Annotated in this window: 20 protein-coding genes and 1 other annotated feature; of the genes, 14 read left to right on the top strand and 6 right to left on the bottom strand. The window is 32.3% G+C overall.

All coding sequences use genetic code 11. The annotated features are described in order from the left end of the window. The first annotated feature begins 5 nt into the window (after positions 1-5). Positions 6-3,569 carry a DNA polymerase III subunit alpha gene (locus BN1075_RS05855; protein ID WP_040192140.1) on the top strand — a complete coding sequence of 1,188 codons (3,564 nt, stop codon included), beginning with the start codon at positions 6-8 and terminating at the stop codon, positions 3,567-3,569. Positions 3,570-3,716: 147 nt separating this feature from the next. Here the strand turns inward: BN1075_RS05855 and BN1075_RS05850 are convergent, their stop codons facing one another. Continuing rightward, complete coding sequence (locus BN1075_RS05850; RefSeq protein ID WP_040192139.1) at positions 3,717-4,025, bottom strand: hypothetical protein; 309 nt, start codon at positions 4,023-4,025, stop codon at positions 3,717-3,719. 253 nt (positions 4,026-4,278) lie between these two features. Beyond that, entirely contained in the window at positions 4,279-4,668 is a 390-nt protein-coding gene (locus tag BN1075_RS05845; RefSeq protein ID WP_040192138.1) for a hypothetical protein, read from the bottom strand. Positions 4,669-5,418: 750 nt separating this feature from the next. Between BN1075_RS05845 and BN1075_RS05840 the strand changes: the two genes are divergently transcribed. Beyond that, positions 5,419-5,970 carry a helix-turn-helix domain-containing protein gene (locus BN1075_RS05840; protein ID WP_040192137.1) on the top strand — a complete coding sequence of 184 codons (552 nt, stop codon included), beginning with the start codon at positions 5,419-5,421 and terminating at the stop codon, positions 5,968-5,970. Between the two features lie 65 nt (positions 5,971-6,035). Here BN1075_RS05840 and BN1075_RS05835 read toward each other — a convergent pair whose 3' ends face one another. Further along, positions 6,036-6,509 carry a transcriptional regulator, SarA/Rot family gene (locus tag BN1075_RS05835; protein ID WP_040192136.1) on the bottom strand — a complete coding sequence of 158 codons (474 nt, stop codon included), beginning with the start codon at positions 6,507-6,509 and terminating at the stop codon, positions 6,036-6,038. Between the two features lie 156 nt (positions 6,510-6,665). Here BN1075_RS05835 and bilR point away from each other — a divergent pair, with 156 nt between their 5' ends. The 6 genes from bilR to rlmD all read left to right on the top strand — a co-directional run bounded on the left by bilR (position 6,666) and on the right by rlmD (position 15,841). Next, on the top strand, positions 6,666-8,591 hold the full coding sequence (gene bilR / locus BN1075_RS05830; RefSeq protein ID WP_040192135.1) for a bilirubin reductase, long form: 1,926 nt from the start codon (positions 6,666-6,668) through the stop codon (positions 8,589-8,591). A 64-nt stretch (positions 8,592-8,655) separates the two neighbouring features. Further along, positions 8,656-8,982 (top strand) — a binding site (T-box leader). A 145-nt stretch (positions 8,983-9,127) separates the two neighbouring features. Then, complete coding sequence (lysS, locus tag BN1075_RS05825) at positions 9,128-10,648, top strand: lysine--tRNA ligase (protein ID WP_040192133.1); 1,521 nt, start codon at positions 9,128-9,130, stop codon at positions 10,646-10,648. A gap of 399 nt (positions 10,649-11,047) precedes the next feature. Then, the gene (gene pfkA / locus BN1075_RS05820; RefSeq protein ID WP_040192132.1) at positions 11,048-12,007 is read left to right on the top strand and encodes a 6-phosphofructokinase; all 960 of its coding nucleotides are present in this window, start codon (positions 11,048-11,050) and stop codon (positions 12,005-12,007) included. Between the two features lie 182 nt (positions 12,008-12,189). Continuing rightward, positions 12,190-13,623 carry a pyruvate kinase gene (pyk, locus tag BN1075_RS05815; RefSeq protein ID WP_040192131.1) on the top strand — a complete coding sequence of 478 codons (1,434 nt, stop codon included), beginning with the start codon at positions 12,190-12,192 and terminating at the stop codon, positions 13,621-13,623. 198 nt (positions 13,624-13,821) lie between these two features. After that, complete coding sequence (locus BN1075_RS05810; protein ID WP_040192130.1) at positions 13,822-14,181, top strand: DUF1540 domain-containing protein; 360 nt, start codon at positions 13,822-13,824, stop codon at positions 14,179-14,181. Between the two features lie 283 nt (positions 14,182-14,464). Beyond that, entirely contained in the window at positions 14,465-15,841 is a 1,377-nt protein-coding gene (rlmD, locus tag BN1075_RS05805; RefSeq protein WP_040192129.1) for a 23S rRNA (uracil(1939)-C(5))-methyltransferase RlmD, read from the top strand. Between the two features lie 79 nt (positions 15,842-15,920). On the opposite strand, the gene BN1075_RS05800 is transcribed toward rlmD, so the two are convergent. The 3 genes from BN1075_RS05800 to BN1075_RS05790 all read right to left on the bottom strand — a co-directional run bounded on the left by BN1075_RS05800 (position 15,921) and on the right by BN1075_RS05790 (position 18,088). Next, entirely contained in the window at positions 15,921-17,060 is a 1,140-nt protein-coding gene (locus BN1075_RS05800) for a tyrosine-type recombinase/integrase (protein WP_040192128.1), read from the bottom strand. A 131-nt stretch (positions 17,061-17,191) separates the two neighbouring features. Then, complete coding sequence (locus tag BN1075_RS05795; protein WP_040192127.1) at positions 17,192-17,632, bottom strand: ImmA/IrrE family metallo-endopeptidase; 441 nt, start codon at positions 17,630-17,632, stop codon at positions 17,192-17,194. A 21-nt stretch (positions 17,633-17,653) separates the two neighbouring features. After that, positions 17,654-18,088, bottom strand: a complete 435-nt coding sequence (locus BN1075_RS05790) for a helix-turn-helix domain-containing protein (protein WP_040192126.1) — start codon at positions 18,086-18,088, stop codon at positions 17,654-17,656. A gap of 238 nt (positions 18,089-18,326) precedes the next feature. Between BN1075_RS05790 and BN1075_RS05785 the strand changes: the two genes are divergently transcribed. From BN1075_RS05785 to BN1075_RS05765, 6 genes are all read left to right on the top strand, one after another. Then, positions 18,327-18,533 (top strand): helix-turn-helix domain-containing protein, encoded by a 207-nt coding sequence (locus tag BN1075_RS05785; protein WP_040192401.1) that lies wholly within the window; start codon positions 18,327-18,329, stop codon positions 18,531-18,533. Between the two features lie 12 nt (positions 18,534-18,545). Then, a complete protein-coding gene (locus BN1075_RS05780) occupies positions 18,546-18,752 on the top strand; it encodes a helix-turn-helix domain-containing protein (RefSeq protein ID WP_040192125.1) in 207 nt (68 codons plus the stop codon). 109 nt (positions 18,753-18,861) lie between these two features. Next, the gene (locus tag BN1075_RS05775; protein WP_040192123.1) at positions 18,862-19,578 is read left to right on the top strand and encodes an ORF6C domain-containing protein; all 717 of its coding nucleotides are present in this window, start codon (positions 18,862-18,864) and stop codon (positions 19,576-19,578) included. Continuing rightward, a complete protein-coding gene (locus BN1075_RS05770; RefSeq protein ID WP_040192122.1) occupies positions 19,579-19,938 on the top strand; it encodes a hypothetical protein in 360 nt (119 codons plus the stop codon). It abuts the gene before it with no gap. Between the two features lie 9 nt (positions 19,939-19,947). Next, positions 19,948-20,115 carry a hypothetical protein gene (locus BN1075_RS21505; protein WP_156132768.1) on the top strand — a complete coding sequence of 56 codons (168 nt, stop codon included), beginning with the start codon at positions 19,948-19,950 and terminating at the stop codon, positions 20,113-20,115. Next, positions 20,108-20,290: a hypothetical protein gene (locus tag BN1075_RS05765; protein ID WP_040192121.1), complete on the top strand. Its 183-nt coding sequence runs from the start codon at positions 20,108-20,110 to the stop codon at positions 20,288-20,290. The genes BN1075_RS21505 and BN1075_RS05765 overlap by 8 nt, the downstream gene beginning before the upstream one ends. The last annotated feature ends 4 nt before the right edge of the window (positions 20,291-20,294 follow it).

Below are 20,294 nucleotides of genomic sequence, written 5' to 3'. Positions count from 1 at the left end.
AGAATATGAAGGATTTTGTACATCTGCATGTTCATACAGAATATAGCCTTTTGGATGGGTCGGGAAAGATATCAAAGCTTATTGAGAGAACTAAAGAGCTTGGAATGAAAGCCATAGCAATAACCGATCACGGAACTATGTATGGAGCTGTTGAGTTTTATAAACAGGCAGTTGAAGCAGGCATTAAGCCAATCATAGGCTGTGAGGTTTATGTAGCTGGAAAGTCCATGGATATTAAAGAACCCCAAAAGGATAATGACACATATCATTTAGTTTTATTAGTAAAGGATGAAGTGGGGTATGGAAATCTGATGAAGATAGTTTCCGCTGCATCCATAGATGGATTTTACTATAAACCTAGGGTAGATTACGAATATATAAAAGAGCATTGCGAAGGTTTAATTGCATGTAGTGCTTGTCTTGGTGGAGAGGTTCAAAAGAATCTTTTAAGAGGAGATAGAGAAAAAGCAGTTGAAGTTGCAATGAAATATAAGGCAATTTTCGGTGAAGATTTTTATTTAGAGCTTCAATATCACGGAGTTAATCAACAGCTTCAAGTAAATGAAATGCTTTTAGAATTATCAAAGGAATGTGATATACCTCTTATATGCACAAACGATCTTCATTATATAAAAGAGGGAGATAGCAAGTCTCATGATATTCTCCTTTGTATTCAAACAGCTAAAACTGTGGAGGATAAAACTAGAATGAGATATCCATCAGATCAATTTTATCTTAAATCTGCAGATGAAATGTATGAAGTATTTTCATATGTGCCTGAAGCTTTAGAGAATACAGTTAAAATAGCAGAAAAATGTAACTTTGATTATAGGTTCCATGAATCTAAGCTTCCAAAGTTTCCTCTTCCAGAAGAGACAGATCCCTTTGAGTACTTAAAAGAAACCTGTTATAAGGGATTATTTGAAAGATATAAGGTTTTTGAAGGTTTCACGGATTTTGATGAATCTAAGGTGAGAAAGTTATGCGAAGAGAATGAGGAAGCAAACCATCTATGTGAAAGGCTTGATTATGAGCTTGGAATCATTAAACAGATGGGGTATGTTGACTACTTCCTAATTGTTTGGGATTTCATAAGGTATGCCAATGAAAATGGCATTCCAACGGGTCCTGGAAGGGGTTCAGCAGCAGGTGCCATTGTTGCATACACACTTGGAATTACGAAGATTGATCCAATAAAGTATAGCTTAATCTTTGAACGATTTTTGAATCCTGAACGTGTGAGTATGCCAGATATTGATTCGGACTTCTGTTATGAAGGACGTCAGAGGGTTATAGATTACGTTGTTGAGAAATATGGAAAAGAAAATGTTGCTCAGATTATTACCTTTGGAACAATGGCGCCTAGAGCCTGCATAAGAGACGTAGGAAGGGCAATGAATTATTCTTATTCCGAGGTTGATAAAATATCTAAGATGATTCCAGCGGTGCTGAATATCACCATAGATAAAGCCTTAGAAATGAATCCAGAGCTTAAAGCAGTTTATGATGAGGATGACAGAATAAGAGAGCTTATTGACGTTGCGAGGGACTTAGAAGGTCTGCCACGTCACTCTTCAACTCACGCAGCGGGAGTTGTTATAGCATCCCATCCACTGGTGGAATATGTTCCACTACAGAAAAATGATGAAATGATAGTAACTCAATTTACCATGGGAACCCTTGAGGAGCTTGGACTTTTGAAGATGGACTTCTTAGGCTTAAGAACCCTTACGGTAATGGATGAGTGTATAAAAAATGTGTGGGAAAACCGAGGAATCAAGGTTGATATCGATCAGATTGATTTTGATGACCAAAAGGTTTACAACATGATTGGAGAAGGAAAAACAGTTGGAGTATTCCAGTTGGAATCAGCAGGAATGACAAACTTCATGAAGGACCTGAAGCCAGACTGTTTAGAGGATATCATCGCCGGAATCAGTCTATACAGACCAGGTCCAATGGCGGAGATACCTAAGTATATCGAAGGTAAGAGAAATCCTGAAAAAGTTCAGTACGTAACGCCACAGCTTGAAGCTATATTAGATGTTACGTATGGGGTAATGGTATATCAAGAACAGGTAATGCAAATTGTTAGAGATTTGGCAGGATACTCGCTAGGGCGAAGTGATTTGGTACGACGTGCCATGTCTAAGAAGAAGCATAAGGTAATGGAAGAGGAAAGAAAGAACTTTATCCATGGTATCGTGGACGAAGAAGGAAAGGTTCTTGTTCCAGGATGTATTAGAAATGGGATAACAGAAGCAGCAGCCAACAAGATCTTTGATCAGATGATGGACTTCGCTTCGTATGCTTTTAACAAGAGCCATGCTGCAGCCTATGCTGTTGTAGGATATCAAACAGCATACTTAATATATTACTACCCAGCGGAATTCATTGCAGCCATGTTAAATAGTATCATGGGTAACAATGAGAAGGTTGCATATTATAGCAGATTCGCTGAAGATATTGGAATAAAGGTTCTGCCTCCAGACATTAATGAAAGCTATACAAAGTTCACGGTTAAAGGTAATACCATAAGATTTGGACTTTCAGCTATCAAGAATGTTGGGGTAAACGTAATTGAATCCATCGTTGAAAGAAGAAATGAAAAAGGTAGATTTAAGAGCTTTGTAGATTTCTGTACTAAGATTGATACTTCTCAAGTAAATAAAAGAGCAGTAGAAAGTCTTATAAAGGTTGGGGCTTTTGATGAATTAGGCGTTTATAGATCTAAGCTTATTGCAATTTATGAAAAGCTTCTTGATGGTATAAACAACGAAAGAAAGAGAAATGTTCCAGGTCAGATAAGCTTATTTGGTGGTGGCGATGAGGAGGAAACTCAAGAGGAGACCTTCCAAATTGTTTATCCAGAGATACAGGAATTTAATAAAAAGTATCTTTTAGGTATGGAAAAAGAAATGTCAGGTATATATCTATCAGGTCATCCACTTGATGACTATGAGAAAACCCTGAAGAAGAGTACTACTCATAAGATTTCTGATCTAGTTGTTGCAGATACATTGGAGGAAAACACTGGAGATGAGCTGGTAGAAACTAATGTTTCAAAGGTTAAAGATAGACAAAAGGTTATATTAGGTGGTCTTTTAACTAGTGTTTCTAAAAAGATAACAAGAAATAATCAGGCTATGGCATTTGCAACCCTTGAAGATTTATGGGGAACAATTGAAGTTGTAATTTTCCCTAAAACCTATACTGCTTATAGAGAGTTTATAGAAGAGGACGAAATTGTAACCATAGAAGGCAGAGTTGCCATTGAGGATGAAGCGCAGCCAAAAATTCTATGTGAAAAGATATTACCACTTGTTAATGCAAGACAGGATAAAATCTATATAAGAGTCCCTGATGATCCTAGAAGGATAACGGCTATGAAGGAGATATATGAAAATTTCAAAGGTAACTTTGGAAACACTCCAGTATATTTCTTTGTTGCTGGAACTAAGAAAAAATATCTTACCAATAAAAGTGGATGGCTTAACAATGATTTTGAAACAACATCAACGCTTAGAAAGCTTTTCGGAGATGAGAATGTGAAGGTTGTTGAAGAGTAATTAGTTAAATAAAGGTGAAAAGTAAAGAACTAGACCTTTCCCGTAGATTATACAGGGAATGTCTAGTTCTTTTTCTATAGTGTATTGGAATATTTCTTATAAGCCTTTAAGCGATAAAGTTACAATTTCATTGTATATTTCAACATATTATGAATAAGTGTTAGATTTATCATCTATGTACACCTTCTTAGGCCCCCAGAGAACATATGTAGTTTGGTCAGTAAATTTATAAGTTATTTTATTATATTCGCTAAGAGGTGGTGAGTTTTTTTCATCTTTTATAGTGAAAAGAAGGTTAGTGTTAGAGTTTTGCTCTCCATTTTGTAAATAGTAAACATTTATATAATCGGCATTCTCTTCTATACCAAACTTACCAGACCAGCTTTCAGGGAATACTATGGAGTATTTCAAGGTTTCATTTTCATATAAAAATGAGTTATCAATTAACCTCTCCATTTGATCCTCCATAATTAGGTCATAAGTTGGAAAGTTATGTTCATAATCATATCTGCCAATGAAATGAGAAGCAGCTAGGGCTAAATAGGATATAACAACGAGTAGGATACATTGCTTTATTAGTTCATGCTAATTCTTTTTACTGATGTTCTCTACCGTTAGCTTTGGATTGGCAACTTTAAATATTTCAATAAATTCCTTTAAGGAAATAGGTAAAGCTGCATTGGGTATAAATAAGAAAACTTGCTCATTTCTAGAGGAAAGAATTAATCCTTGTTTTAATAGTACTAAACTGGGTTTCTCTTATTAAATAACCATCCTCAATGGTAAAGGTGAAGTTACCTTCAAGGTCGCTATAAAGTTTATTATTCTTAATGATTCTACACAATTTTGTATAAACAATTCTTATAATAAAAATCATCAACAATATAACTATAATAAATATAGCTAATTCTATGCTGTTTGTGAGTATAGAATTAAAGTACTTACTAAAGATAGAGATGATAAAATAGCTTGTTAGGAGTATTATTGCTGGAATTATTGCTTTAAGGTATATTTTAACAGTTGGAGTATCCTTGAATAAATGATTTAGGTATTCTCTAAAGCTTGAACTATGGTTAGAAGGCGTAAATTCCAATTTCATCTTTAGTCAACCCTCCTAACCTTTGTGTATTTTTCAATTTCTTTCAGGATATCTTCTCTGGAAGCTTCAAAGAATCTAAAGTAAAACCCATTACTTGATACCCCGTTTATTTTATAATATAAGGCTAACTCCTCTTTACTAGATCGAACTCCTCTAATACCATCCTATTGGATATGTCTAATGATACCTTCAGAATTTATATGAATCCCGTATTCATCAAAGGAAAGTGTAAGTGCTGAATCTCTTAAATCATCTAAGGATTTTTTTATTTCTGGGGTGGAGGCAAATATAAAAATAACACCTTCTAATATAAGTGTAATAAGTATTAAGGTGGACATTTAATTCAGTAAATTTATTAAGTGATATTATGATATAGGAAAAAAGAAAAATAATGATATCAGCTATAGCAAGCATAAGAGCATTATAAGTTAGAAAATATTTTCTAAGATATTTTGCATGGTGATTACAAATCCAAGGGGTTTTAACAAATTTATAATTGAACATGTGAAAGCTCCTTTCAAAATGTTTGATATATTGTATATTATAACATATATTTACAATGAGACATGGATTACATTATAAACTTGCAAAAAGCGACTGATAAAATACTAGGTTGAGAAGAATTATTCTTTAGATCTAAATTTTATTAAGTGCAACCTCAAGTTGCGCATTTGCAAATGTAAGTTGGTGTTTATTATGGTAAAAAAATATTAGAATTTAAACATAATAAAAATGAAAAGAGGTTAAAATATGAGTTTTTCAGAAAATCTAAGGTTAATGAGAAAAGAAAGAAATATATCACAGGAAGAATTGGCAGAAATAATGGGCGTAAGTCGTCAAGCAGTTTCTACATGGGAACAAGGTACTGGTTATCCTGAGATGGAGAAGTTGCTTATACTTTCAAAGGAGCTTAATGTGTCTTTAGACTATTTAATGTTAGGGGAGGCAAAGCATACTGAAAAGGATATACCCTCATCTAACAATATAATTGTATCAACAGGAAAAATCACTATTAAGTCCTATGATGGAAAAACAATCGTAAATTGCTATAAGGTTTTAGCTTCTAGTGTAATGTATAAACCACAAGATGATGAACCTAAATATTGGTTGATTGGTGTTAATAGTGGAGCGTTTTGGGGAGAAAAATCAATTGTACTTGGTTGGTATGCTGATGAGGAAGATATTAAAAGAGAGATGGATGAAATTGCAAAAGCCATTAGTAATGGTGCACCTGCATATGAGTTAAAATATGCAGTTAGAGTTAAAAACAAAATGTTAAGAGTAAAAATTAATGAAGAATAATATTAAACAGGCTTGAAATACAGCCTGTTATTTTTTCGTTGAGGTGAACCATACCAGAGATAAATTTATTTTATATTTTCTATAGATGAATTTATTTTTGTCAGCAACTTTTCTAAAAGATTAAGTTCTTCTTCACTAAGATCCTCTTTAAAGTTATCACTAACCATTGGGAATAAATCTAAGATGATTTTTAAAGATACTTTTTCTAATTGCTCCATTAATAGAATTAATAAATCTTGGCCTTTTTGAGTCAGGTTTATTAAGCGAACTCTATTATCATTTTTTGAAGGAGTTATATAAACTAATTCCTTTGATTCAAGATTTTTTATTACATAGTTCGTTGTACTATGGGCGAAGTCAAAGGATACGGTGATGTCACCCATTGAGCTTTCTCCATATTTATATAGGTAGTATAAAACACCCTTTTCTTCTTTTTTTAGAGAAATAGATTGGTAATTAATATTAAAGGATTTTCCAAACCAATCTTTATATTTTTTATTATCATCGAAATGCATGTCTATTAATTTATTTATAAGCATAAGTAGTCCTCCATAATAGATATTTCATATTATATAAAAATTATAACATAAGTTTAGATTAAAAATTCAGAGATATATTTCACAAATTGAAATAATGTGCTACAATAAAATTAATATTTCAGTTTTTGAAATAAAAATTTGGTAGGAGAGGGTTTTATGAATATTTTTACGCCAATAAAAATTGGGAATGTGGAGCTAAAAAATAGAATTATGTTTCCACCATTAACTACTTCATTTGAGGAGAGAGGTGGAGTTATTACTCCAAAGTCTATAGAGTTTTACAGAGGTATTGCAAAAGGTGGAGCTGGATTGATTGTAATTGGGGATGTTTCAGCAGTTTCAGCTTTTTCAAAAACACCAACACTTCATCATGATGGATTAATTGAAGGACATAAGAGTTTAACAGATGCGGTGCATAAAGAGGGAAGTAAGATAGCTGCTCAGATATTTTATCCAGAGGTAGATCCAGATATAATAGTTAATGAGATGAAAGCTAAGGGGATGCCTACAGCTATGAAGCTATATAATAGATTATTTAATGAATTTGTTAATGAAGTAGATAAAGAAGGAATAGAAAAGATACAAAATTTAATTGTAGATGTAGCAGTAAGAGCAAAAAAAGCAGGTTATGATATTTTGCAATTACATGGAGATAGATTGATTGGAATGTTTTGTTCTCCAATCTTAAATAAAAGAACTGACGAATATGGTGGATCCTTTGAAAATAGAGCAAGATTTGTTTTAGAGGTAATGGATAAGCTTAGAGCATCATTACCAGATATGCCGATAGAGTATAAAATGTCTATTATCAGAATGAATCCAAGAAAAGGTTTTGGAGGCCCAACTTTAGAAGAAGCAAAAGTATTAGTGAGGTGGCTTGAAGAAAAAGGAGTTAACTCTTTCCATGTAGCTCTTGCTAACCATGGGGAACTAATCAACACTATACCTGGTATGGGCATGGAGCCTTATGGATGCTTCTTAGATTTATCAGAGGCAATAAAATCTGTTGCCACAGTTCCAGTAAGCTGTGTTGGAAGAATATTAAGACCTTCAATGGTTAAGGAAATATTAGAAGAAGGTAAAGCTGATATTGTTGCCTTAGGAAGACAATTAGTAGCAGACCCTGATTGGCCGGTAAAGGTTCAAGAGGGAAGAGAAGATGAAATAAGATACTGTATTATGTGTAATAAGGGATGTACAGACAAGCTTCTTGCTCATGGAAGTATTGAATGCTCAATAAATCCAAATAATGGTTTAGAAAAGGAAGTTATAATAACTGAAGCAGAAAGTAAAAAGAAAATAGTAGTTGTAGGTGGCGGTGTGGCTGGAATTGAAGCAGCTTGTACAGCAGCTGAAAGAGGACATACTGTAATATTGCTTGAAAAAGAAGAGAAGCTATTTGGACAACTAAATATTGCTATGGCTCCTCCCAATAAGTCTGAAATGGAAAGATTAATGGAGTACTATTTGAAAAAGCTAAAGCGTCTTAATATTGAAGTTAGAACAGGCACAGCAGCAACTGTTGAGATTATAAAAGAATTAAATTGCGATGAAGTAATAATAGCAACAGGAGCAACTGAGTTTATGCCTAAATTTAATGGTATGGATAATATGAAGGTTGTATCAGCTTGGGAAATTCTAAGTGGAAAAGAAGAGCTAAAAGGTAAAATTGCAGTAATAGGAGCTGGATTCGTTGGTATTGAAACTGCTGAATATATTGGAGAAAAGAATAAGGAAGCCTTTGTGGTTGAATTAAGTGATAAGATATTAAATGGAGAAAATGTATCTAATATTAAGGTTATGATGAAAAATCTTCAAGATCATAACATAGAGATTTTCAAATCTCATAAACTTTTATCAATAGAAAAAGATCACATTAAGGTTCAGTATGGAGAAGAGATAAAAGAAATGCCATGTGACATGGTGGTGGTTGCAATTGGAGCTAAGCCAGATAAGACGTTATCAAAGGAACTTACTAAAGCTGGCATTAACCATTATTTAATTGGAGACTGCAAGATGGACAATGTGAGATTAATTGGAGATGCTGTAAGAGACGGCTTTAATTTAGCTGTAACAATATAGGATAAAAAATTAAAATTCTGAATAAAATTATTGAAAATTAAAAAAAGAAGTAGTAAAATGGCATCATAAAACTATGAAGAGAACAGTAGTCAATCTAAATTTTTTTACAGAGAGCTTTCGGTTGGTGAGATGAAGCGAAAAGTATTTTGATGAATAAAGCCTTGGAGTTGTGCATTGAACCGTTAAGGGGATGATGCAACGGGTGCTCCCGTTATAGAGATAGAGTATAATCTTTTAATAACCTGGTAATTTAATTTTATTGAATTACGTACAGGGGTTTCGGGTAAAGAAGCCTGTGATAAAAGCCGTACTTGAAAAGGTCAATATGGTGACATATTGATAAAATGGGGTGGTACCACGGAAGTTGAACTTAGTAACTCTCGTCCCCAAGACTTAGTCTTGGGAGGTGAGAGTTTTTTTGTTGCAATTAATACTCTATTTAGCCTTATGAAGGTAGAGGTTAATTAAAAATATGGAGAGTAAAGAAAGTTAAAAACTAAGTTAACAACTTAAAGAAATTGAAAGGTGGTACTATCATGTACAATAATTATGCAGAGCTTAAAAATTTACAAGAAATAATGCAGGATGCAAATGAATTTAATGTGGAGAGAATTAAGAAATTAAATGGAATTTTAGATAGAGGAATTAATGCATATCCTTATACATTTAATCCAAATTCTACTTCAACTTATATACTAAATAATTTTGAAAATATAAATCCAGAGGAGAGCTTCACAATTGCAGGAAGAATAATGCTACTTAGAAGAATGGGGAAGGTTACCTTCCTAAATTTGAGTGATCAAGACGGCAATATTCAAGTTTATATCAGTAAAAATGATATAGGTGAAGAAGCTTATGAGGTTATAAAGCTTTTAGATACAGGAGATATAATTGGTGTTGAAGGAACTGTGTTTAGAACAAAAACTAATGAAACAACAGTTAAGGCTTCAAGCATTACAATACTTTCAAAATCCATCAGACCACTGCCAGAAAAGTATCATGGAATTCAGGATGCGGATTTAAGATTAAGACATAGATCCCTAGATATGATAATGAATCAAGAGGTAAGAGAAAGATTTATGAATAGATCAAGAGCCATGTTTGCAATACGAGAGTTCATGACTTCAAGAGGTTTTATGGAGATGGATACACCAATTTTAGATACTAAATATGGTGGAGGGGAAGCAAAGCCATTTATAACAAAGGTAAATGCCATCGATTGCGAAGTGTTCATGAATGTATCTCCGGAGTTATATTTAAAAAGACTTATTGTTGGTGGTATCGACAGAGTATTCAGCATGGGACGTTCTTTTAGAAATGAAGGGATAGATAGAACTCACTATCCAGAGTTTACTTTATTTGAATGCTACATGGCTTATGCTGATTACAATGATATGATGAGACTTATGGAAGATCTTTATGAAGATGTATTCCTAAAAGTAAAAGGCACAACCAAAGCGGTGTATGATGGTATGGAAATAGACTTTAAAGCACCTTGGAAAAGAGAAACCATGTGTAATTTAGTCCTTAGGGATACAGGAATTGATGTGGAAAGATTAACTAGAGATGAAATTGTAACTTTAGTTGAGGAAAAGAGTTTATTAATGGAAGAAATAGCAGAAGGCTTTGATTTGCAAGAAGCAAATAAAGGAGATTTAATTTTAACTTTATTTGAGGCATACAGTGAGAGCAAATTAATAGAGCCAACTTTTGTAATAGACTTCCCACTAGATTCTTCACCATTATGTAAAGTTCATAGAGAAAATGAAGAATTAATTGAAAGATTTGAGCCTTATGCATTTGGAGTTGAGCTTGGTAATGCTTATTCAGAATTAAATAACCCGTTAAGACAAAGAATTTTGCTACACGAGCAGGCAGATAAATTGAGAGCTGGATTTGAAACTGCAAGTCCAATGGATGAAGAGTTTGCAGTGGCAATAGACGTGGCGATGCCTCCAACAGGCGGACTTGGAATAGGAATTGATAGAATGATGATGTTCCTTACGAATTCTTCCTCAATAAGAGATGTAATAGCATTTCCACTTGTAAAAAGATAATAAATTTTATTTTTAAAACATCTTCAAAATATTATTTTGAAGATGTTTTTTTATGGATATTTTGTGATAATTTAAAATTTTAAAACTAATCGGTGGTTTTATGGAGAATTTTGAGGTAAAATATAGGTAATGCTACCAAGGAAATTTCAACTTAAAATATTTTTTAATCAAGGCTTTAAATTAAAAATGGGTAGAATAAAATTATGGTGTAATTATAATATTCAATGGGAATTATTGTTATTTGAATGTTAAATGTCAGTATATTCTGTTGCAAGTAACAATTCAAAATATTAGAATATATATGTGTTATACTATTTGTTTCTGCGTTTATTAAGGGACAAGTAGAGGAAGCATAAAATTCTAGAGATGATATACTATAAAATCCTAGGGGGTAATAATATGAAGAGAATTGCAGTACTAACAAGTGGTGGAGATTCACCAGCGATGAATGCAGCTATAAGAGCGGTTGTAAGAACAGGGATAGAAAAAGGGCTTAAGGTATATGGTGTTCACAGAGGATATAATGGTCTTATCAGTGGAGAAATCTTTGAAATGGATAAACATTCGGTTTCAGATATAATTCAAAGAGGTGGAACTATATTAAGAACTGCAAGAAGTGAAGAATTCAAAACTCCTGAGGGCAGACAAAAAGCTCTCAATGTTATAAAGGTTCTAAAAATAGATGGAATAATAGTAATAGGCGGAGATGGTTCATTCCATGGAGCAGATTTATTAAGTGACTTAGGAGTGCCAACTATAGGAATTCCAGGAACAATAGATAATGATTTAGCATATACTGATTATACTGTTGGATTTGATACAGCTTTAAATACAGCTATTGATGCTATTAACAAAATAAGAGACACATCAAGTTCTCATGAAAGAGTAAGTGTTATTGAAGTAATGGGAAGAAACTGTGGTGACTTAGCTATATATTCAGGAATAGCAGGTGGAGCAGAATATGTTGTTGTCCCAGAAAAGCCATTTACAGTAGAGGATATCTGTGAAAATATTTTCAATGGAAAAAGAAGTGGCAAGCTTCATAACATAATTATATTAGCAGAAGGTGTAGGTGGAGCTCAAAAGTTAGCTAAAAAAATTGAAGAAATTACTTCAATAGAAACTAGAGCTACTGTACTAGGCTACATTCAAAGGGGTGGAAGTCCAAGTGCTTCTGACAGAATTTTGGCTTCAAGAATGGGAAACAAAGCTGTTGAAGTATTACTAGAAGGAAAAAGTGCAAGAGTTATAGGAATTAAAAATAATAAAATAATAGATATGGATATTAAGGAAGCTTTAGCAATACCAAAGGTATTTGATGAAGAGTTATTTGATTTATCAATTAGCCTTTCAAATTAATAGAGATAATTAAAATTATATAAACACTCCACCTGATATCAGTTAGGTGGGGTGTTTAATGAGTAAGTCAGGCAATTGAATCAAAACATGCATTTTGTGAAAGTTTCACTGACCAAATCAAAGATTGGGAGTGTCATTTTTGAATGCCGGCTTAATTAGTACGAATCGAAGGAGAGAACAAGATGAAAAAAACTAAAATAGTATGTACCATGGGTCCAACTACTAATGATAAGGAAATCATTAAAAGTTTAATTGAAAGTGGCATGAATGCTGCAAGATTGAACTTTTCCCATGGAAGCCATGATGAACACTTAGGAAGAATCAACATGGTTAAAGAAGCAAGAAAAGAATTAGGAAGGCATATTGCAATTCTTCTTGATACAAAAGGACCTGAAATAAGAACAGGTAATTTTGAAAATGGAACTGTTGAGCTTCAAGAGGGCGGTAAGTTTGACGTTTATTGTGGAGAAGATATAGTTGGGGATGAAACTAGATGTTCTATCTCATACAAAGGCTTATATAAAGACGTAAAACCAGGAGACAGACTTTTAATTAATGATGGATTGGTAGCTTTAAAAATAGAGGCTATAGAGGGAACAATAATAAAAACTACTATTGAGAATACAGGGGTTATTGGAAATCATAAAGGGATGAATGTACCTGGGGTTAAGCTTAACCTTCCTGCTTTAACAGAAAAGGATATAGCAGATTTATTATTTGGTATTGAGTGTGAGGTTGACATAGTCGCTGCATCTTTTATTAGAAAGGGTTCAGACGTTATTGATATAAGAAGTCTTCTTAGTAAAAATGGAGGAGAAGGTATTCAAATTTTCTCTAAAATAGAAAACCAAGAGGGTGTTGATAATATTGATGAAATCATAGAGTACTCTGATGGAATCATGGTTGCTAGAGGAGACCTTGGAGTTGAAATACCAACAGAAGAAGTTCCAATAGTTCAGAAAATGATAATTGAAAAATGTAATGAAGCTGGAAAGCCTGTTATTACAGCTACTCAAATGTTAGATTCTATGATTAGAAATCCAAGACCCACTAGAGCTGAAGCTTCAGATGTTGCTAATGCTATTTTTGATGGTACTGATGCAATAATGCTTAGTGGAGAAACTGCTAGTGGTAAATATCCAATAGAAGTTGTACAAACAATGGCACGTATAGCTGTTAAGGCTGAAGAATATTTAAGCTATAAGGAGATTTTTGAAAAGAGAAGAAAGAATTATAGCTCAAATGTTCCAGATGCAATAAGTATAGCAACTTGTAGTACTGCTATGGAATTAAATGTTCCTGCTATTATTACAGCAACTCAAAGCGGACAAACTGCTAGACAAATTTCTAAGTATAGACCAGAGTGTATGATATTAGCATGTACTCCATATGAAAAGGTTGCGAGAAGCTTAGCATTAAACTGGGGTGTTTTACCTGTAATAATTCCAAAGGTGGTTGATACTGATGACTTAATTGAAAAAACTTCAAAAATTGCATTAAAAGAAAATTACGTTGAAAATGGAGATTTAGTAGTTATTGTTGCAGGAATTCCAATAAATCATACTGGAAGCACAAATATGATGAAGGTTCATATTATTGAGGATACTAATATTTAAATGGTTTATAAAATAATCCAGAAAACTTGAAAAAAATTAAAAATAAGTGTATAATTGATGGTCAAGTGGACAAAAATTGTAATGGCGACATTTTTGGCAACTGATACATTATTGGCACCCGTAAGGGTGTCCTTTTTTATGCATAAAAAGTTAAAAATTCCACATACTAATGAAAACTAACTCAAAGGAGTGTTTAAAATGAGTGGAAATTTGAACTGCAATGCCAAAAATTGCATGCATAACACATATGGGATGTGCACATCAAATAATATACACATTCAAGGTACAAATGCTCACTCAAAGGAATATACGAATTGTGGATCTTTTGAAGAAAAAGGGCTTAAGCATACTTTATCTAATGTACATAATTATAATATAGGTGGTGTGGTAGATAATAGATTTACCAATTCTGCTTACAGCAACAGTTCATCAATTCAATGTGAAGCAGCGAGATGCAGATATAATATTAATGGAAGTTGCACTTCTGGTGATGTTAATATAAATGGTCCTGGTGCAATAAGTAATAATAGAACGGATTGTGAATCTTTTATGCTTTAAGAGGCGATATAGAAGTGACGCTTAAAATCTTTAATTTGGCAGTGGAACTTCCGCAGAGAACAACTGTGGTTTAGTTATTGTAAAGTTAACTGAGTGTGCAAAGTTTTAATTTTGACAAACGAGCTTAATATTTGAGCATCATTTCAATGAAATAAGAAGTGATTTAATACTAAAAAGTAACTTTAGTTGTCAGCTAAAGTTACTTTTTTACGTTATAGTGGTTAAATAAGTGGATTTCTGTTAAAATTATTAGTATTGAAAACTGATAGAGGGTGAATTAACAATGACTAAAGCACTAAATTTAGATATAAAAAAGAATGAAGATTATATAATTAACATAGACAATTACGGTCATGAAGGAGAAGGCGTAGGTAAAATAGATAATTTTACAGTGTTCGTTAAAGGCGCTATCAAAGGCGAGCAAGTAAAGGTTAAGCTTATAAAAGTTAATAAAAATTATGGAGTAGGGAAGCTTTTAGAGGTTATAAAGCCAGCAAACTGCAGAACAGAAGCAGTTTGCTCAATATATAAAAGATGTGGAGGCTGTAATCTTCAGCATTTAACCTATGAAGAGCAGTTGAATTTTAAAACTCAAAGAGTTCAAGATGTTATGAGCAGAATTGGAAAGCTTGAGGATGCAGAGATTCTTAGAACTTTAGGTATGGAGAATCCTTATAACTACAGAAACAAGGTGCAGCTGCCAGTGGGAATGAATGGTGAGGATATAGTGGTAGGTTTTTATGCACCAAGATCTCACGATATCATAGACATGAAGACTTGTTTTATTCAAAGCAAACTTGGAGATAAAGTTGTTGAGCTTCTAAAAGATTGGATGAGAAAATATAAGATTAAGGCTTATGATGAAAAAACACACAGTGGAACAGTTCGTCATGTAATGATAAGAGAAGGCTTTAAGACTAAAGATGTTATGGTGGTAATTGTAACAAATGGAAACAAGCTCCCAAGTGTAAATGCTCTTGTTGATGAATTAAAAGCTGAAATTCCAAATTTAAAATCTGTAATTCAAAATATAAATAAAGATAAAACCAATGTAATATTAGGACTTGAATCTATAACTTTATGGGGACAGGATACTATTGCTGATTACATTGGAGAATTTAAATTTAATATATCACCATTATCCTTCTTCCAGGTTAACCCTGTACAGACAGAAGTATTATACAGCAAAGCTTTAGAATATGCAGAACTAACGGGGGATGAAGTTGTATTTGATGCTTATTGCGGAACAGGAACAATTTCCTTATTCCTATCAAAAGCAGCTAAAGAGGTTTATGGAATAGAGATAATTCCTCAAGCTATTAATAATGCAAATGAAAATAAAAAGAATAATGGCGTCTCAAATGTAGAATTCATCGTTGGAAAATCAGAAGAGGAAATACCAAAGCTGATTAAATCAGGCATAAATCCAGATGTAATAATGCTTGACCCACCTAGAAAAGGCTGTGAGGAATCTCTTCTTCATGCTATAGCAGAGGTTGAGCCAAGAAGGATAGTATATGTATCATGTGATCCTGCAACCCTTGCAAGAGATTTAAGAATATTAGAGGACTTAGGATATAAAGCACAGGAAATTCAACCAGTTGATATGTTCCCACAAGGGCATCATGTTGAGTGTGTTGCTAAGATAGTAAGAAAATAAAGGGTTTAAGCCGTATTGATATTGGCAAAAATATGATTTGCCACCGATTTGCCACCGTAACTTTATAGTTGGTGGCAAATTATTTTTTTAAAATAATATTTTCTAAAATATTAACAGTATCATTTTTCATTTTGTTAGTAACATGCGAATACGTGTCCATAGTTGTGGATAATTTTGAGTGCCCTAATCTTGCTTGGATATCTTTAATATTAGCTCCAGCTTCTAAAAGCATAGTAGCATGAGTGTGTCTAAGAGAGTGAAAGTTAAAAGTTATACCTAATTCGTAATTTATTACACGTGATAAATACTTAAGACTATCAGTTGTTATGTGTTCACCATTTTCTTTAGTACATATAAAATTTGAATTAGTATAATATTCACCATATCTTAATTTATTTTCTTTTTGAAGTAAACTGTGCTTTTTTAGTATATTAACTAAAGTATCACCTATAACAATTGTTCTATTGGAGCTTATGGTTTTAGGTGTTCCTAGTTCAAATATTCCTTTTCCTTTATTTATTAAAGTATGACGAACTTGTATAGTTTTATTATTTAAATCAATATCATTCCATTGTAATGCTGTGATTTCACCACCACGCATACCGGTATGAAAAGCAATTTGAAGTGGTATATAAAAGTTACTACCTACAGGGAATCTTTTGGTGATTTTATTATAATCTTCAAGAGATATTAGTTTTAAATCATCTTTAGCATTTTTAGATTTATCATCTTTAGGGAGTTTAACATATTGCATAGGATTGTCTTTTATAAATTGATAGGGATATACTGCAGATTTTAATCCACTAGAAAGTACACTGTAAAAATTCTCTATACTGGATTTAGATAATCCGCTTAAGTATTTTTTATTAATAAATTCTTGCAATAATGCTGGGGTTAATGATTTCAGTTTATATTTACCTAATATTGGTTTTATATGATTATTTATTATTCTTTTGTAATAATCTTGAGTATTATATTTGCAATTAATAACTACATATTCTTTGTACCAATAATCAAAGTAATCAGAAACAGAAATATTGCTTTCTTCTATGATAGATCCACATTTTTCATATTCATTTAAAGCAATTCTTAAAGCTTCTTGAGCTTCTTTTTTTGTTTTAAACCCTCCTTTTTCTTTTTTCTTTCTTTTTCCTTCAACCATTCCTAAATCGAAGTAATAGCTCCATGTTGAGCCACGTTTTCTTGTTCCACCTTGCATTATATTACCTCCAATTACTTTCATTATTAAAAAATGATTATTTTTTAAAATCTAGTGTAAGAAACTCTAGATAGTCATAAAATAACCTCCTTCCACAAACGTATGTTCAAGAAATGGTAAAAAAATATACATTAACCTAGATTAAATTTTAGATTGATTAACTCAACAGGTACATTATATATAGCTGCTAATTGCTCTACAGAATATAAACCTAAGAGGCATTTATCAATTTTATTTGCATCTATAAGCAATTCAGCGCTAAAATAATTTGCTTGTTTTTCAAGTTTATTTATAGAATAAAAAGAATTATCTCTAAAAAAAGGGGTATTAGAATCAGGGTGGATTCTAGCATGACCTAATTCATGAGCACATGTTAAGAATTGAGATTGAAAATCTAAATCTTCATTGATATGAATAAACTTTTGTCTAGCATATTTATTATAATATCCATTAATATTACCTAGTTTTTCAAATAAGATAATAATGTTTTCACCTTTTGCAATTTCAAAAGGATTATTAGTATTATATTTTTTTATCAGTCGATTAACTTCTTTTTTTATATAGTTTTTCATTAAACCCATCCCCTGTGTATATTACTTCTTGTCTTTGTACTTATTTGGAGTATATTTGACCTTAGCAATTTGCTTAGCAAGTTTCATTGAATTTTCAATACTTAATCTTAATAGTTCTCTAGTTTCATCATCAATAGGTTCACCGTCAAACATCAAGCCATCTTGAGAATTTTCGAGTTGCTCTAGTGTTTCACTAAGAGCTTTTTTTATATCCTTTTCAGCTTTTTTAGATATTTTTATATCATCTATATCATTCATATCTTTATCATCTGAAAGCAAATAGTCAATTGTAACATTAAAGAAGTCAGCTATTTTTATTAAAGTATCTTTACTGGCACCTTGTTTATTTCCTTCAATCATTCCTATTGTAGAACGACTTAAATTTAAAGCATTTGCTAATTCTTGTTGTGTAACCTTATTTTGTTTTCTTAATAACTTAACTTTATCACCTAACATAAAAAATCACCTCGTATGATAATTTTATCATAATTACCGACAAAATCAATAGCAATATTAAGAAAATTCAAGAAAAGCAGAGTGAGAGCGACATAAGTTGAAAATATGACGTAAATACCGACAATTAGACTTTTTACAAATGACGGTTTAAGCGACATAATATATATATAACATGATAAATAAATCACCTAACATAACAAATTTATCTTGTGAATTTAAAGAGGGAAGTGATATGAATATGAAAATAACACCAATTAAACTTAGAAGAATAAATGCTGGACTTGAATCCACTCAAGCAGCTGAAAATTTAAATATAAGTATGAGTACATTTTATAAGCTAGAACAAGGATATCAAAAGCCTTCAGCAGTGCTTATCGCAAGGATGGCTAAAATTTACAATTGTACTACAGATGAAATATTTAAGGATTTTAAAATTACAGGTTAGGGGTTGAATTTGATGGAAGATTTATTATATACAGTTCCAGAAGTAGCAAAGCTTTTAAAAGTTGATAATCATAAAGTGTATGAACTTATTGATAAAAAAATATTAGTTGGCTTAAAACTAGGAAGATTAAAAGTTACTAGGGTAGAGTTATTTAAATTTCTTGAAACTTATTCTGGAAAGGATTTATCTGATTTAGAAAATATAAAAGAACTAAATTAGTTTTAGCTAAAAGGATGATTAAATAGATATTCAAGCGGCTCCTGATGTATTTGGAGGGTATATTCGAACGGCTCCAGTGAGAGGGTAAAAAGTTTAGGAGGTAAGAAATATGAACAAATTAGAAAACAAATTAAGCAGCAGAGAAGTTGCAGAAATGATTGAGATGGAACATGCAAAGTTATTAAGAAAGATTGATGGGATCAATGAGGATTTAGCTAAAGCCAAAATTGGATTCAGTAAATATTGGACAGAAGGTTCTTATGTTGATAAGAGCGGTAAATCAAATAGAGAGTATATGGTAACTAAAGGAGGGTGTGAGTTTTTAGCACATAAGACTACGGGAACCAAAGGAAACTTATTTACTGACAGATACATGGACAAGTTTGCTGAGATGGAGCAGTACATTGAAGAAGGCCATAAGAAACAATTAAGTCCTATGGAGATACTAGAGTTACAGTTCCAGGTAGTTAAAGAACAAGGTGAAAAGCTTGAAGAAGTAGATTCAAAAGTTACTAAGCTTGAAAATGATATGCCCTTATTTAATGTGGATTGCAAAGAATTACAAAACTTAGTTAGAAAAATAGGTATTAAGGTTTTAGGTGGATATAAAAGCCAGGCATATAAAGATAATTCATTAAGAGGAAGAGTTTACTCAGACATTCAGCATCAACTAAGAAGAGAGTTTGGTGTTAGTAGATATGAAGCTATTAAGAGAAGTCAGTTAGAAAAGGCTAGGGGGATAGTAAATAACTATGTAGTTCCAACAGTTTTAGAAGAAGAAATTATACAAGTAAATAATCAGATATCTATAGAGGAGGCAATGTAGATGTGGAGTACTTATACAAAAACTTACGTGTTTAGAGATTGTTTTGAAGAGGATCAAGTTCAAGGTGAGATTAAATCTATTAATGCGTTACTAGAAATGGAACAATGCAATAGTAATGTTGGAGTGTTAATATGTACAGATTTGATGTCTGCAAGTGTTGCAACAAGCTTTTATGCATTTCAGCATGAAGAAACAGGAGAATGGATTTTAGATTTTATGAATGGTTGTGATGAGGTTGCAACAGTAGTAATGGATAAATATAAAGAGATTCATCTTGAGTTTATTATTGAAGAGAATTTGGAAGAGGATAAGTTATGTATTCATTGTTGCTTAATCAAAGGATTTAACGAATATCAGTAGAGGTGTCATATGATTCGTAAATGTGCCAGCTGCCATGGGTACAAAGAGGAAACCGAGTTTCCTAAACGAACTGGTGGAGGTTATCAAAGCTATTGTATACCATGCAAAAGGTTATTAGATAGACAGTATAGGAAGTCTAGGAGAGAGTTAGAGAGGGGAGGAATTATAAATGGATAAACAAGAATTAATTGAAATATTAGAGGAGCAAATCGAGAGATTAAGGGATTATAGCAATGAGTTAGGAGACCTTGCGATTAGTAATACGATTACACTACAAATAGCAATTGCTACTAAAATAGATCATTTAATACAGAGAATTCATGAGCTACATAATCCAGACATAGTTTTTTAAGGAG

Source organism: Clostridium culturomicium (assembly GCF_000821305.1).
In the GTDB taxonomy this organism is placed as follows: domain Bacteria; phylum Bacillota; class Clostridia; order Clostridiales; family Clostridiaceae; genus Clostridium_J; species Clostridium_J culturomicium.
The sequence above is the reverse complement of the archived record's forward strand: the minus strand, read 5'-3'. Positions and strand labels throughout refer to the sequence as shown.